The organism is Duganella sp. Dugasp56, assembly GCF_047304105.1.
In the GTDB taxonomy this organism is placed as follows: domain Bacteria; phylum Pseudomonadota; class Gammaproteobacteria; order Burkholderiales; family Burkholderiaceae_D; genus Rugamonas; species Rugamonas hordei.
In genome coordinates, this window is the sequence record NZ_JBGLYQ010000013.1 from 55,677 (window position 1) to 71,551 (window position 15,875).

The following is a 15,875-nucleotide window of genomic DNA, read 5'->3' on the forward strand; positions in this document are numbered from 1 at the left end:
TCATGGCAAAACTGTCCAAACGCGCTAAAGCTATCAAAGCCAAAGTTGATAGCACCAAAACCTACGCATTCGACAACGCTGTCGCTCTGATCAAGGAACTGGCCACCGCCAAGTTCAATGAATCGATCGACGTGTCGGTACAGCTGGGTGTGGATCCTAAGAAGTCGGACCAGGTCGTTCGCGGTTCCGTCGTGCTGCCAGCCGGCACCGGCAAGACCGTTCGCGTTGCTGTGTTCGCTTCGGGCGAAAAAGCCGAGCAGGCTAAAGCCGCCGGCGCCGACGTAGTCGGTATGGAAGACCTGGCCGAGCGCGTCAAAGCCGGCGACATGCCTTTCGACATCGTCATCGCTTCGCCAGACACCATGCGTATCGTTGGTACCCTGGGTCAGATCCTGGGCCCGCGCGGCCTGATGCCTAACCCGAAAGTCGGCACCGTTACCCCTGACGTCGCTACCGCCGTGAAAAACGCGAAAGCCGGCCAGGTTCAGTACCGTACCGACAAAGCCGGTATCATCCACGCGACCATCGGCCGCAAGTCGTTCGCTGACGCAGATCTGAAGAGCAACCTGGTTGCCCTGATCGACGCACTGAACAAAGCCAAGCCAGCCACCAGCAAGGGTGTATACCTGCGCAAGGTATCGCTGTCGTCGACCATGGGCGCTGGCGTCCGTGTTGACCAGGCTACCCTGGCTGCTTAAGTTTTAAAGTATTAAGTCCTCGGGCCGAAAGGCGCGGGGCAGTTCTTTGGGCTGGTCGTTTCTTTCGGGAGGCGGCCAGGCAATCAAAGACCGTTGGGCCGGGTGCATCAGGCAGGCAACCGGTTAATTGAATTTTTCACCCAACGCAGATGGTGTACCCGATCAAGTTTCGTAGTCCATTGGACTCCTAAACCTCGGACGCCGTTGTTCGAACCGATGGCAGGCAGTTGCCCGTCATCATTTAAGGAGGTTGACCGTGGGTCTCAATCTGAATGACAAAAAGGCCGTCGTCGCCGAAGTTTCCGCAAAAGTAGCAACTGCGCAAACTATCGTCGTGGCCGAATATCGTGGCATCCAGGTTGCTCACTTGACGCAACTTCGTGCCAAAGCGCGCGCTCAAGGCGTGTACCTGCGAGTGTTGAAAAACACCCTCGCACGTCGCTCCGTCGAAGGCACGCAGTTCGCCAGCCTGGCAGACAGCATGACCGGTCCGTTGATCTACTCGATCTCGGACGATGCCGTTGCAGCAGCTAAAGTCATCGCTGACTTCGCTAAAACCAACGACAAACTGGTCATCACCGCAGGCAACTACGCAGGCAAGCAGCTGGATAAAGCAGCTGTTGCAGCGTTGGCGAGCATTCCTAGCCGTGAAGTCCTCATTTCGCAGTTGTTGGGCGTTATGCTGGCTCCGGTGTCGGGCTTTGCACGTGGTCTGGCTGCTCTGGCAGCGAAAAAATCCGAAGGCGCTCCTGCTGCAGCTGCAGCGGAAGAAGCCCCAGCCGCGGCTTAATTGCCGCAGCCGGTTTTTTTCTCAAGTACCAATCTGATGTATTAACGAATCAAAAAATTATTGGAGTTTCAAATGGCAATTAGCAAAGACGACATCCTGAACGCAGTTAGCGAAATGTCCGTAATGGACCTGAACGAACTGGTCAAAGCATTCGAAGAAAAATTCGGCGTTTCGGCCGCTGCAATGGCTGCTCCAGCAGCTGGCGGCGCTGCTGCAGCGGTTGCTGAAGAGCAAACCGAGTTCAACGTTGTTCTGACCGAAGTCGGCGCAAACAAAGTTGGCGTTATTAAAGCAGTTCGCGAAATCACCGGTCTGGGCCTGAAAGAAGCCAAAGACGTGGTTGATGGCGCTCCTAAGACCGTTAAAGAAGCCCTGTCGAAAGCTGACGCTGAAGCCGCTAAGAAAAAGCTGGAAGAAGCTGGCGCCAAGGCCGACCTGAAGTAATCAAGTTGTACGGCGGCTAGCTAGCGCCACGAGCCAAAGCTGCGGATTTCCTTTCGAAAGGGAGGAAATCCGGCTTTGGCTCCTTTGTCGTCCTCGTCGTATTTGTAGCGTTTGTCCAACGCCGCAGTTTGAAGCAGTTTTTATATCATCAGCTGGAAATGGTAGAAGTTTCAGGTTTCGTCTGTGTGACATGCAGCCGATCTTGTTGCTGAAGTGGCTAATAGTGCACTGGCAAAACCTGAATTTTTTATCCTTTCTGTCACTCACGGAGTGTCCATGCACTACTCATTTACTGAGAAGAAACGCATTCGCAAATCATTCGCGAAGCGCGCCAACGTTCACCACGTTCCGTTCCTGCTGGCTACCCAGCTCGAGTCCTACCATAGTTTCTTGCAAGAAGACGTAGCACCGTCGACACGCAAGAACGACGGCCTGCAGTCGGCCTTTACCTCGATTTTCCCTATCGTTTCGCACAATGGTTTTGCGCGTCTCGAATTCCTGTCGTACGTTCTGGGCGATCCCGCCTTCGACGTCAAGGAATGCCAACTGCGTGGCCTGACGTTCGCGTCGCCGCTGCGCGCCAAGGTGCGCCTGGTGATCCTGGACAAGGAATCGCCGACCAAGCCGGTCGTCAAGGAGATGAAGGAACAGGAAGTCTACATGGGCGAACTGCCCCTGATGACCACCACCGGTTCGTTCGTCATCAACGGTACCGAGCGCGTTATCGTTTCGCAGCTGCATCGCTCCCCTGGCGTGTTCTTTGAGCACGACCGCGGCAAGACCCACTCGTCGGGCAAACTGCTGTTCTCCGCGCGTATCATTCCTTACCGCGGTTCGTGGCTGGACTTCGAGTTCGACCCGAAAGACATCCTGTTCTTCCGCGTCGACCGCCGCCGCAAGATGCCGGTGACGATACTGCTGAAGGCGATCGGCATGTCGCACGAGCAGATCCTGGCGAACTTCTTCGTGTTCGACAATTTCAACCTGCGCTCCGAAGGCGCGGAAATGGAATTCGTCGCCGAGCGCCTGCGTGGCGAAGTCGCGCGTTTCGACATCGTCAACAAGGAAGGCAAGACGCTGGTCCTGAAGGACAAGCGCATCAACGCCAAGCACGTGCGCGACATCGAATCGAACGGCATCAAGCATATCTCCGTGCCGGAAGACTACCTGCTGGGCCGCGTGCTGGCCAAGAACATCGTCGATCCTGAGACCGGCGAAGTCGTCGCGTCCGCCAACGACGAGCTGACCGAAGACGTGTTGGGCCGCCTGCGCGAAGCCAACATCTCCGAAATCCAGACGCTGTACACCAACGACCTGGACCAGGGCGCCTATATTTCGCAAACCCTGCGCATCGACGACACCGCCGACCAGATGGCCGCCCGCGTCGCGATCTACCGCATGATGCGTCCTGGCGAACCGCCAACGGAAGACTCCGTCGAAGCGCTGTTCAACGGCCTGTTCTACAGCGCCGACCGCTACGACCTGTCCGCCGTCGGCCGCATGAAGTTCAACCGCCGCATCGGCCGCGACGAACTGACCGGCGCCATGACCCTGTCGAACGAAGACGTGCTGGCCGTGATCAAGATCCTGGTGGAACTGCGCAATGGCCGCGGCGAAGTCGACGATATCGATCACCTGGGTAACCGCCGTGTGCGTTGCGTCGGCGAACTGGCCGAGAACCAGTTCCGCGCCGGCCTGGTGCGCGTTGAGCGCGCCGTGAAAGAGCGTCTGGGTCAGGCCGAAGCCGACAACCTGATGCCGCACGACCTGATCAACTCGAAGCCGATCTCGGCCGCAATCCGCGAGTTCTTCGGTTCGTCGCAGCTGTCGCAGTTTATGGACCAGACCAACCCGCTGTCGGAAATCACGCACAAACGCCGTGTATCGGCCCTGGGACCTGGCGGTCTGACCCGCGAACGCGCCGGCTTCGAGGTGCGCGACGTGCACCCGACCCACTACGGCCGCGTGTGCCCGATCGAAACGCCTGAAGGCCCGAACATCGGCCTGATCAACTCGCTGGCGCTGTACGCCCGCCTGAACGAATACGGCTTCCTGGAAACCCCATACCGCAAGGTCGAGGGTTCCAAGATCACCGACCAGATCGACTACCTGTCCGCCATCGAAGAAGGCCGCTACATCATCGCCCAGGCGAATGCGACCATCAGCGATGAAGGCACGCTGAGCGATGAGCTGGTATCGGCCCGTGAAGCCGGCGAAACCATCCTGGTATCCCCGGAGCGCATCCAGTACATGGACGTGGCGCCTGGCCAGATCGTTTCCGTGGCGGCATCGCTGATTCCGTTCCTCGAACACGATGATGCGAACCGCGCATTGATGGGTGCCAACATGCAGCGCCAGGCGGTTCCTTGCCTGCGCCCTGAAAAAGCACTGGTCGGTACCGGCATCGAACGCACCGTGGCAGTCGACTCGGGCACCACCGTGCAGGCATTGCGCGGCGGTATCGTCGACTACATCGACGCGGGCCGTGTCGTGATCCGCGTCAACGATGACGAAGCCACCGCCGGCGAAGTCGGTGTCGACATCTACAACCTGATCAAGTACACCCGTTCGAACCAGAACACCAACATCAACCAGCGTCCTATCGTCAAGGTGGGCGACCGCGTGGCCAAGCGCGACGTGATCGCCGACGGCGCATCGACCGACCTGGGCGAGCTGGCTCTGGGCCAGAACATGACCGTGGCCTTCATGCCATGGAATGGTCTGAACTTCGAAGATTCGATCCTGATCTCGGAAAACGTCGTCAAGGACGACCGCTACACCTCGATTCACATCGAAGAGCTGAGCGTTGTTGCACGCGATACCAAGCTGGGCGCGGAAGAAATCACCCGCGACATCTCGAACCTGGCTGAGAACCAGCTGGCTCGTCTGGATGAGTCCGGTATCGTCTACATCGGCGCGGAAGTGCAAGCGGGCGACACCCTGGTCGGCAAGGTCACGCCTAAAGGCGAAACCCAGCTGACCCCGGAAGAGAAGCTGCTGCGCGCGATCTTCGGCGAGAAGGCATCGGACGTCAAGGACACCTCGCTGCGCGTGCCATCGGGCATGATCGGCACCGTCATCGACGTGCAGGTCTTCACCCGTGAAGGCATCGTTCGCGACAAGCGCGCGCAACAGATCATCGACGATGAACTGAAGCGTTTCCGCCTGGACCTGAACGACCAGATGCGTATTGTGGAGGGCGATGCCTTCCAGCGTCTGGAAAAAATGCTGATCGGCCAAGTGGTCAACGGCGGTCCGAAGAAGCTGGCCAAGGGCGCCAAGATCACCAAGGAATACCTGGCCGATCTGGACAAGTACCACTGGTTCGACATCCGCCCTGCGGACGACGCCGCTGCTACCGCGCTGGAAGCGATCAAGGAATCGATCAACGAGAAGCGCCACCAGTTCGACCTGGCCTTCGAAGAGAAGCGCAAGAAACTGACCCAGGGCGACGAGCTGCAACCTGGCGTGCAGAAGATGGTCAAAGTGTATCTGGCCGTCAAGCGCCGCCTGCAGTCGGGCGACAAGATGGCGGGTCGCCACGGTAACAAGGGTGTGGTTTCCCGTATCGTGCCGGTGGAAGACATGCCATACATGGCCGACGGTACGCCGGCCGACGTGGTGCTGAACCCGCTGGGTGTGCCTTCCCGTATGAACGTGGGTCAGATTCTCGAGACCCACCTGGGTTGGGCCGCCAAGGGCCTGGGTATCCGTATCGGCGAGATGCTGCAGCAGCAGATCAAGGTCGAAGAGATGCGCAAGTTCCTGACCACCGTCTACAACGAGAACGGCCGTCCGGAAGACCTGGACCAGTTCGACGACGAAGAGATCATGAAGCTGGCGAACAACCTGAAGAAGGGTGTTCCGTTCGCTACTCCGGTGTTCGACGGCGCGCACGAATCGGAAATCCGCCGCATGCTGGACCTGGCGTATCCGGACGACATCGCCGCCAAGCTGGGCATGACCCCGTCGAAGAATCAGGTCACGATGTATGACGGCCGCACCGGCGAAGCGTTCGAGCGCAAGGTTACCGTCGGCGTGATGCACATGCTGAAACTGCACCACTTGGTCGACGACAAGATGCACGCGCGTTCGACCGGTCCATACTCGCTGGTAACGCAGCAGCCACTGGGCGGTAAAGCCCAGTTCGGCGGCCAGCGCTTCGGTGAGATGGAGGTGTGGGCACTGGAAGCATACGGCGCATCGTATGTACTGCAAGAAATGTTGACCGTTAAGTCGGATGACGTGAACGGCCGTACCAAAGTGTATGAAAACCTGGTCAAAGGCGACCACGTGATCGACGCCGGTATGCCTGAATCGTTCAACGTGCTGGTGAAAGAGATCCGTTCCCTGGGTATCGATATCGACCTGGAACGCAACTAAAACATCGCACGGGCCCCGCCGGCCTTCGCCGGCGGGGCAGTTTAAAGAATTCATCACTACCTGGAGTGATACATGAAAGCACTGCTCGATCTATTCAAGCAAGTACAGACGAACGAGACTTTTGACGCGATCAAAATCGGTCTCGCTTCGCCTGAAAAAATCCGTTCGTGGTCCTACGGCGAAGTTAAAAAGCCGGAAACCATCAACTATCGTACCTTCAAGCCTGAGCGCGACGGTCTGTTCTGCGCCAAGATCTTTGGCCCGATCAAGGACTACGAATGCCTGTGCGGCAAGTACAAGCGCCTGAAGCACCGCGGCGTCATCTGCGAAAAGTGCGGCGTTGAAGTCACGCTGGCCAAGGTGCGCCGCGAGCGCATGGGCCACATCGAGCTGGCGTCGCCGACCGCGCACATCTGGTTCCTGAAGTCGCTGCCATCCCGTCTGGGCATGGTGCTGGACATGACGCTGCGGGACATCGAACGCGTGCTGTACTTCGAAGCATACGTCGTGACCGATCCAGGCATGACCCCGCTGAAGAAGTGCCAGATCATGTCGGAAGACGACTACGCCGCCAAGTACGAAGAGTACGGCGACGACTTCACCGCCTTCATGGGCGCTGAAGGTATCCGCGAACTGCTGCGCTCGATCGACATCCACCGCGATGCCGAGACCCTGCGCGTGGAACTGAAGGAATCGAAGTCCGAAGCCAAGATCAAGAAATACGCCAAGCGCCTGAAAGTGCTGGAAGCGTTCCAGCGCTCGGGCATCAAGCCTGAGTGGATGATCATGGAAGTGCTGCCGGTGCTGCCGCCGGAACTGCGTCCGCTGGTACCGCTGGACGGTGGCCGCTTCGCGACCTCGGATCTGAACGATCTGTATCGCCGCGTGATCAACCGTAACAACCGCCTGAAACGCCTGATGGAGCTGCGCGCTCCAGAGATCATCACGCGCAACGAAAAGCGCATGCTGCAAGAAGCGGTCGATTCGCTGCTGGACAACGGCCGTCGCGGCAAAGCGATGACCGGCGCCAACAAGCGTCCGCTGAAATCGCTGGCTGAGATGATCAAGGGTAAGGGCGGCCGCTTCCGTCAGAACTTGCTGGGCAAGCGCGTCGACTACTCGGGCCGTTCGGTCATCGTGGTGGGTCCGCAGCTGAAACTGCACCAGTGCGGCCTGCCGAAGCTGATGGCGCTGGAACTGTTCAAGCCGTTCATCTTCAACAAGCTGGAACTGATGGGCCTGGCTACCACGATCAAGGCCGCCAAGAAGCTGGTCGAGATCCAGGAACCGGTCGTCTGGGACATCCTGGAAGACGTGATCCGCGAACACCCGATCATGCTGAACCGTGCGCCTACGCTGCACCGTCTGGGTATCCAGGCTTTCGAGCCGGTCCTGATCGAAGGCAAGGCCATCCAGCTGCACCCACTCGTCTGCGCGGCATTCAACGCCGACTTCGACGGTGACCAGATGGCTGTCCACGTTCCGCTGTCGATCGAAGCACAGATGGAAGCCCGCACCTTGATGCTGGCTTCGAACAACATCCTGTTCCCGTCGAACGGCGAGCCGTCGATCGTTCCTTCGCAGGATATCGTGCTGGGTCTGTACTACGCGACCCGCGAAGCGATCAATGCGAAAAACGAAGGCATGCTGTTCCCTGACGTGTCGGAAGTCATTCGTGCCTACGACAACAAGGAAGTGGAACTGACCACCCGCATCACCGTGCGTATCGTCGAGAATCCCAAGGATCCAGTGACGGGCGAATTCGTCCGCACCGTGACCCGCTACGAGACCACGGTCGGCCGCGCCATCCTGTCGGAAATCCTGCCGAAAGGCCTGCCATTCTCCGTGCTGAACCGCGCGCTGAAGAAGAAAGAGATTTCCAAGCTGATCAACACGTCCTTCCGTAAGTGCGGCTTGCGCGCGACGGTGGTGTTTGCCGACCAGCTGATGCAGTCGGGCTTCCGCCTGGCGACCCGCGCCGGTATTTCGATCTGCGTGGACGACATGCTGGTACCGCCTCAAAAAGTCACCCTGATTTCGGCCGCGGAGTCCGAAGTCAAACAGATCGAGCAGCAGTACGCTTCGGGTCTGGTGACCGCCGGCGAGCGTTACAACAAAGTGGTCGACATCTGGGGCAAGACCTCCGATGAAGTCGGCAAGGCCATGATGGACCAGCTGAAAGTGGAAGACGTCATCAAGCGTGACGGCACCAAGTCCACCCAGGAATCCTTCAACGCGATTTACATGATGGCCGACTCGGGCGCCCGCGGTTCCGCGGCGCAGATTCGCCAGCTGGCAGGTATGCGTGGTCTGATGGCGAAACCGGACGGTTCGATTATCGAAACGCCGATTACCGCGAACTTCCGCGAAGGCCTGAACGTGTTGCAGTACTTCATCTCGACCCACGGCGCTCGTAAAGGTCTGGCCGATACGGCACTGAAAACCGCGAACTCGGGTTACCTGACCCGTCGTCTGGTCGACGTGACCCAGGATCTGGTCGTCATCGAAGATGATTGCGGCACGACCAACGGCACGCTGATGAAGGCGATGGTCGAGGGTGGTGAGGTTATCGAAGCGCTGCGCGACCGTATCCTCGGCCGCGTGGTGGTCAACGACGTCGTCAATCCGGAAACCCAGGCTACGCTGTACGAAGCCGGCACGCTGATGGACGAAGACATGGTCGAAGAGATCGAGCGTCTGTCGATCGACGAAGTCAAGGTTCGCACTCCGCTGACTTGCGACACGCGCTTCGGCCTGTGCGCCAAGTGCTACGGTCGCGATCTGGGCCGCGGCATGCTGGTCAACGCCGGCGAAGCCGTCGGTGTGGTCGCTGCGCAGTCGATCGGCGAACCTGGTACCCAGCTGACCATGCGTACCTTCCACATCGGTGGTGCGGCGTCGCGTGCGGCAGTGGCATCGTCGGTGGAGGCGAAGTCGAACGGTACCATCCGTTTCACCTCGACCATGCGTTACGTTACCAACGGCAAGGGCGCGCAAATCGTCATTTCCCGTTCGGGCGAAGTGCTGATCACCGACGACCACGGCCGTGAGCGTGAGCGTCACAAGGTGCCGTACGGCGCGACCCTGATCGTCAAGGACGGTCTGGTGATCAAGGCCGGTACCGCGCTGGCAACCTGGGATCCGCTGACCCGTCCGATCATTACCGAATACGCCGGTACCGTGCGTTTCGAGAATGTGGAAGAAGGCGTGACCGTTGCCCGTCAGGTCGACGAAGTCACCGGTCTGTCGACCCTGGTGGTCATCGATGCGAAACGCCGCGGTTCGCTGACCAAGACCATGCGTCCGCAGGTCAAGCTGCTGAACGAAGAAGGCCAAGAAGTGAAGATCGCCGGCACCGAACACGCCGTGGCGATCGGCTTCCAGGTCGGCGCGCTGATCATGGTGAAAGATGGCCAGTCGGTGTCGGTTGGTGAAGTGCTGGCACGTATCCCGACCGAATCGCAGAAAACCCGCGATATTACCGGTGGTCTGCCGCGCGTTGCCGAGCTGTTCGAAGCACGTTCGCCGAAAGACGCGGGCATGCTGGCGGAAGTTACCGGTACTGTTGCATTCGGTAAAGAAACCAAGGGCAAGCAGCGTCTGGAAATCACCGACATGGACGGCAACAAGCACGAGTTCCTGATTACCAAGGACAAGCAAGTGCTGGTGCACGACGGCCAGGTGGTGAACAAGGGCGAGATGATCGTGGACGGTCCTGCCGATCCACAAGACATCCTGCGCCTGCTGGGTATCGAAGCGCTGGCTCGCTACATCGTTGACGAAGTGCAGGACGTGTACCGTCTGCAGGGCGTGAAGATTAACGACAAGCACATCGAAGTGATTGTGCGTCAGATGCTGCGTCGTGTTCAGATCGTTAATGCCGGCGACACCAACTATATCGTTGGCGAGCAGATTGAGCGTTCGGAACTGCTGGACGAAAACGATCGCGTTACCGCGGAAGGCAAACTGCCTGCCACCTACGAAAACGTATTGCTGGGTATTACCAAGGCATCGCTGTCGACCGATTCGTTTATCTCGGCCGCATCGTTCCAGGAAACTACCCGCGTTCTGACCGAAGCCGCAATCATGGGCAAGCGCGATGGTCTGCGCGGTCTGAAAGAAAACGTCATCGTTGGTCGCCTGATTCCAGGCGGTACGGGTCTGGCATTCCACCGCGCACGCAAAGAAAAAGAAGCGTGGGAAGTGGAAGAGCGTCAAGCCCTGCTGCTGGCGGAAAAAGCCTCGATGTCCGGCGGCGATGTGGAAGCAACCGAAACGGTTACTCCGCACGACGGCGAAGCGTAATTCAGCTTTTAGTCCGCAAACAAAAACGGCACCTTCGGGTGCCGTTTTTTTGATGCTTTTTGGATACCCCAAAAATAAACTTTGCACAGCATGGCCACTTAGATCTATATTTAAGTATTGCGTGTAGTCAATGCATTTTTCCTAATAATTTGCGACCACTTATTGCCATTACCTATGCTGCCAGACACCACTCAAAAAACAGTTGCTGAAGTATTCGTCCCCGCAGATCAGAGACTTCGGCAACTGAATGCGAACGAGTTGGTTTTTGCTGTTGTTGGACCGATCGGCTCAGGAACCAGTCAAATTGCCTCAGCATTGAAGGGGCTGTTGAGTGACCCAACATATGAGATGGATGCTCATATCATCAAGGCGAGGGATGCAATTCAAAAATGGTGCGACGCTCGTGGACAGAACATTGTTATGCCCGATAATGATCTGGCTAATGTCACAGCGCTTCAAGATGCGGGCGATCAAATGAGGAAAATGGATCCAGCCGCTGTTGCAGTTGAACTCATCTCTGAGATCAAGGCAAAGCGAGACGAGCTATCTGTTGTTGTCGAAAATGTTGCAACTCTTAATGTAATCCCAAGCAGAAAAATTCGTGTTTATATACTCGACTCACTAAAAAACCCAGCCGAAGTAGAGGTGCTTCGCTCCGTTTATAAAGATGCATTTTGCTTGATAGGGGTGGTATGCGAGCAACGAGTGCGAGAGAAAAGACTTCAGGACGATAAGTATCAAAATTCAAGCAAGAACCAAATAAAAAAACTGATGGATAGGGATGCGGATGCCGACATTACCTATGGGCAGAAAGTTGTAGATACATTTCATTTGGCCGACTATTTTGTGGATAACTCTCCATCAAGATATGTTGATGAGGAGAAGCACGAATCAAATCCCGATTGGGCTATTCCAGATCAACTTGGTCGTTTGGTAGACTTGATAACATACGCTCGAATCATTCGTCCAGATCCGAGCGAAACAGGCATGTTCTACGCCTACGGGGCGAAAATGCGCAGTGCCTGTCTTTCTCGCCAAGTAGGAGCAGCCTTATTGGATGGGAGCGGGAACGTAATTTCCACTGGCGCCAATGAGGTCCCGAAAGCAGGTGGTGGGGTATATGGCGGTGGGTTCCATGATGATGACCCGGAGGAAGGGGACAATGATCATCGATGTGCAAAGGTGAATGGCTACTGCAGTAGTAATAGAGCACAGGATGACATAGTAAAGAAGATCATTGAACAAATTCCTGCCCTTCATGCAGTTATTGATCAGGAAGCATTAATTAAGCAATTAAAAAAGACGCCGATTGGAAGATTGCTTGAATTCAGTAGGGCTGTCCATGCGGAAATGGATGCATTGCTTTCTGCAGCTCGTGAGGGCAAGAGCACGATTGGATCGCGCTTGTTCGTAACTACCTTTCCATGCCATTATTGTGCACGACATATAGTTTCAGCTGGTGTTGACGAAGTTCAATATATTGAGCCGTATCCTAAAAGTAAGGCTATTAGCTTGCATGGGGATGCCATAACTCAGTCGACAAAAATATGGATATCCCCGAGCAAAAAAGAACGAATAAAGGGGCGGGAAGCAAAAGTTTTATTTAGGCCATTTACAGGGGTTGCTCCGCGACTTTATAAACAGGTATTTTTCAAAGATCGTCCGTTGAAAGATAGTAGCGGAAATATGAAAATAGGGGAGGCCTACTCGGCTTCTGGCCTGTTTAAATTAAGTTATCAGGATATAGAAAAATCTGTTTTGGCGGCACGAGGAGGTGGTGATGTATAACTTATTTGGACGTGAACGTTTGAAACTCGTTACTCAAGGGAAAGCTGAACCGTTAATAAAGAAAGGAGATAGTGAGCAACTTACTTTCGATTTTAAAGAATCTCCTGAAGTGATATTGCTTATGGAGGAGAATTTCAAAGAAGTAGGTTTTTTTGGAGCTCTTGTAGAGAGACTTCACCCTTGTTTTATATTCGACACAAGAACTACTCCTCGACTGGATTTTATTGCAGCCACACGTGTTCAAGCATTTGCTCAATTGCAACATGTAAACCTGAAGTACATGGATTTACATGAATCCATGGAAGCAAATTACGCTAGTGAAAGTGATAGTGCAGATGCTTGGATCGCTTTAGCTATTGATGCGCTTGAAAAATCTAGTTGTCGGCGAGGGCCATGTTTGTTTATATTTGATGATGATTTTGTTTTCAAGAAATCAAAAAAAACAATATCTGAGAAATTTATAAAAGCTGGAAAGTTATCAAAAAATGATGCGCTGCTGGCAGGGGAGCTGCATTTCTAGAGTCTTGGATATATTTTCTCAGAAAATGGCGCGTAAGCGCCATTTTTTATGGCTGATGAAAAGACCACATATATTGTTAATGTCGTCTGAAGCATGATTATCTATAAGTCGTCTACTGCTGCGGTCAGCCCTTGAAGAGCAGACTGAGACGATGGCAATCGATATATGCAATCTGACAGCGCACGCGAGCCTAATTCACAAAAATGGCACATAGTCGTGCTGATTTTCAGTTCGTTCATGCTAAGATTTGGCTCATGATCGCTCAAGCACTCTTTACCCCTGCCCAGCAAAAGCTGCTGGGCTTGCTCTTTGTACGTGTCAATCAAGGCTTCCACTTGAACGAGATCATGCGCCTGACCGGTTTGGGCAGCGCATCGGCTCAGCGGGAGCTCAAACGGCTGCATGAGTCGGGCGTCATCGTGTCCGAGCGGATCGGCAATGTGCGCCGGTTCAAGCCCAACAAGGAATGCATCGTGTTCGGGGAATTAAGCAACCTGGTCAAGAAAACCTTCGGACTGGTCAGCGTGTTGAATTCGGCGCTGGCGCCGTTGCAACACGTATTGAATGTGGCATTTGTTTATGGCGCCACCGCCAAGGAACACGAGGGCATGGATACGCCGGTGGAATTAATGCTGATCGGCGATAACACCAGCTACGGCGAATTATTATCCAGGTTGCCGGTCGCCGAGCGTTTATTACGCCGCAAGATTAATCCCAACCTGTACTCCATCCCCGATTTCAAGCGCCGCCTGCGCGAACAACAGCCATTTATTCTGCAAGTGCTGCGCGAGCAAAAGATTTATGTATTGGGCGATGAAAACGATCTTGAGAAAATCAGCGGTGAAGACGTGGCCGTGAATTAATCCATCAGCTCGGCGGCGGCCCACATCGGCGTCGTGTCTTTTTGCGGGAATAATAAAGAAAAGCGCGTATATCGACCCGCCTGGGATTCGCAATGAATCCTGCCGCCAAAAGCGGTAATGACACGCTGGCAGAATGCCAATCCCATGCCGGTGCCGCCGCCATTATGCCGGGTGCTATAAAACGGCTCGAATACATGCGGCAATACATCATCCGGAATACCCGCGCCGGTATCCGTCACCAGCAGTTGCTTGCTATTCCCGTTCGTAAAGAAAGCAATCTCGACTTCACCCCGTCCTGCGGATTTGATCGCGTGCAGCGAGTTTTTAAAGAGATTGTATAAAACATAGACCAGCAATACATCCGAGCCGAAAAAGGTAAAGTCCTCGGCCGCCTTCACCACCACTTTATCGCGCATCGAGCTCTCGAACGGATAAAAGGCCAGCGCCTCCTCCACGCATTTTTTGATCGAGTGATGGGCGAAATCGCTGCGGTTCAGCGTGCCGGCGCGCGCCGAGGCCAGCATCATGTCGACGATGAAATTGGAGCGGCTGATTTCGGCATCGATGTGCTGGGTCAGCTTGCCCAGGTATTGCAGCTGCGCCGGCTGCAGCCGCTGGTCGATGTGCTGGTGCTCGACCGCCATCTGGTAGCCGGCCAACAGCTCCGGCAGGCACTTGGCCAGCACCCGCGACTGGTTGCGTATGGTCGCCAGCGGCGTGCGCATTTCGTGGGCGATGGTGGCCGCCACCTCCATCGGGTCCGCCAGCAGGTTGTGCCGGACCATGGCCTGGGCGATCAGGCCGAGGCTGGCCGCCACGAACAGCACGCCCGGCGGATAGAACTGCATGCCGTAATTGCACAAATAATCGACCGAGGCGAAGAAATAGATCAGCATGCTGACCAGGCAATAGCGCAGCCGGGTCCTTTCGGTCGATACCGCCATCCGCTGGCGCCTGTAGAGCAGCCACAGGCCGCGGCTGACGACGATCCCGGTCTGTGCCAGGTGCAGCGGGTGCAGCGGGCCGGCCTTGGGGTAAAAACCGAAGAAATAGGGATAGAGGCCGGAAATCAGGTAGTTCGTGCTCAACAGGATCACGCCCAGCAGGCCGGCCAGCAGATAGGACAGCTCCACCCAGCGCCGCTCGCTGCGCTGCGCCGTCAATTCGGCGATGAAGTGGTACAGCGTGGTCGGCAGGAACAGGATCAGCAGATACCCCATCTTCGCCAGCGACATAGCCTCGTGTTCGTCGTGGATCTGGAACAGCACTGCCCAGGTGAACTGCCAGCAAAAGGTGGTTGTACACAACAGGAAAAAGGTCAGGCTGATGCGGCTTACCCCGCGCGAATGCAGCACGTAGGCGCCGTAGCAAAGGAACAGCAGGGAAACCACGGCGGGCAGGAGGGAATGCATGTGCTCTTTCCAACGGGCTTTGGATGGTAGCCCGAAGTATTGCGCGTGTTGATATAGTTCGCTTGTCTATTGAACAATAGTTTGCGCCAGATCAAACATGCATCACGCAAACCCGTTTTAAGTGATCGCATGCGGTCGGCCGGCCGCGGCGCTTCATTTTTAAAGGGGAATACTCATGTTGCTGCGCGCTACCGAAGTCGAAATGTCCGAAATCAACGCTGCTGTCGCCGCCAACGCCAGGCTGACCTTTATCCACACCCTGACGGTCTACCTGAAGGACTCGAATGCCTACGGCAATACCTACTTTGCGCGTTACTTCGAATGGCAGGGGATTTGCAGGGAAGAGTGGTTTTTCGAGTGTATTTCACGCGACATGCTGCAAAAGGAAGGGGTATTCATCACCAAACATGCGGAACAGGACTATTTGCAGGAAACCTTCCCGTTCCAGGATATCAGCTGCGAGATGAATACTTTTGACATAAAGAAGTGCTCATTTTGGCTGGAATTCCGTTTTTATGCGGATGGCAAGGCGGTCTCCGTCGGGCGTCAGCAGATCGTCTTCGCCAATCATGCCAAACAGATCACGGCCTTGCCTGAACGGGTGATTGCCCGTATCAAGCGTTACGCCAAGTAAATGGAAAAGCGCGTTGACGACGCCGCAAGCGGGCGTCG

The 15,875-nt window shown here is 55.8% G+C and carries 10 protein-coding genes; 9 read left to right on the forward strand and 1 reads right to left on the reverse strand.

The genetic code is table 11. The features are described from left to right. Positions 1-2: 2 nt before the first annotated feature. The 8 genes from rplA to ACCD07_RS11280 all read left to right on the forward strand — a co-directional run bounded on the left by rplA (position 3) and on the right by ACCD07_RS11280 (position 13,791). A complete protein-coding gene (gene rplA, locus ACCD07_RS11245) occupies positions 3-698 on the forward strand; it encodes a 50S ribosomal protein L1 (RefSeq protein WP_117012693.1) in 696 nt (231 codons plus the stop codon). 256 nt (positions 699-954) lie between these two features. Continuing rightward, positions 955-1,488: a 50S ribosomal protein L10 gene (rplJ, locus tag ACCD07_RS11250; RefSeq protein WP_176655974.1), complete on the forward strand. Its 534-nt coding sequence runs from the start codon at positions 955-957 to the stop codon at positions 1,486-1,488. A 72-nt stretch (positions 1,489-1,560) separates the two neighbouring features. Next, on the forward strand, positions 1,561-1,932 hold the full coding sequence (rplL, locus tag ACCD07_RS11255; RefSeq protein ID WP_176655973.1) for a 50S ribosomal protein L7/L12: 372 nt from the start codon (positions 1,561-1,563) through the stop codon (positions 1,930-1,932). A 276-nt stretch (positions 1,933-2,208) separates the two neighbouring features. Further along, positions 2,209-6,315, forward strand: a complete 4,107-nt coding sequence (gene rpoB, locus ACCD07_RS11260; protein ID WP_176655972.1) for a DNA-directed RNA polymerase subunit beta — start codon at positions 2,209-2,211, stop codon at positions 6,313-6,315. Between the two features lie 72 nt (positions 6,316-6,387). Beyond that, entirely contained in the window at positions 6,388-10,620 is a 4,233-nt protein-coding gene (rpoC, locus tag ACCD07_RS11265) for a DNA-directed RNA polymerase subunit beta' (protein WP_353404757.1), read from the forward strand. A gap of 174 nt (positions 10,621-10,794) precedes the next feature. Continuing rightward, positions 10,795-12,408 carry an anti-phage dCTP deaminase gene (locus ACCD07_RS11270; protein ID WP_413447391.1) on the forward strand — a complete coding sequence of 538 codons (1,614 nt, stop codon included), beginning with the start codon at positions 10,795-10,797 and terminating at the stop codon, positions 12,406-12,408. Continuing rightward, positions 12,401-12,928 carry a hypothetical protein gene (locus tag ACCD07_RS11275; RefSeq protein ID WP_413447392.1) on the forward strand — a complete coding sequence of 176 codons (528 nt, stop codon included), beginning with the start codon at positions 12,401-12,403 and terminating at the stop codon, positions 12,926-12,928. Before ACCD07_RS11270 ends, ACCD07_RS11275 begins: the two co-directional genes overlap by 8 nt. Positions 12,929-13,182: 254 nt before the next feature. Then, positions 13,183-13,791, forward strand: coding sequence for an ArsR family transcriptional regulator (locus ACCD07_RS11280; protein ID WP_176655970.1), 609 nt, complete (start codon positions 13,183-13,185; stop codon positions 13,789-13,791). On the opposite strand, the gene ACCD07_RS11285 is transcribed toward ACCD07_RS11280, so the two are convergent. Further along, positions 13,788-15,203, reverse strand: coding sequence for an ATP-binding protein (locus ACCD07_RS11285; protein WP_413447393.1), 1,416 nt, complete (start codon positions 15,201-15,203; stop codon positions 13,788-13,790). The two genes, ACCD07_RS11280 and ACCD07_RS11285, sit on opposite strands and share 4 nt — an antisense overlap. 175 nt (positions 15,204-15,378) lie before the next feature. On the opposite strand from ACCD07_RS11285, the gene ACCD07_RS11290 reads away from it, so the two are divergent. After that, positions 15,379-15,837, forward strand: a complete 459-nt coding sequence (locus ACCD07_RS11290) for an acyl-CoA thioesterase (RefSeq protein WP_176655968.1) — start codon at positions 15,379-15,381, stop codon at positions 15,835-15,837. Positions 15,838-15,875 lie beyond the last annotated feature (38 nt).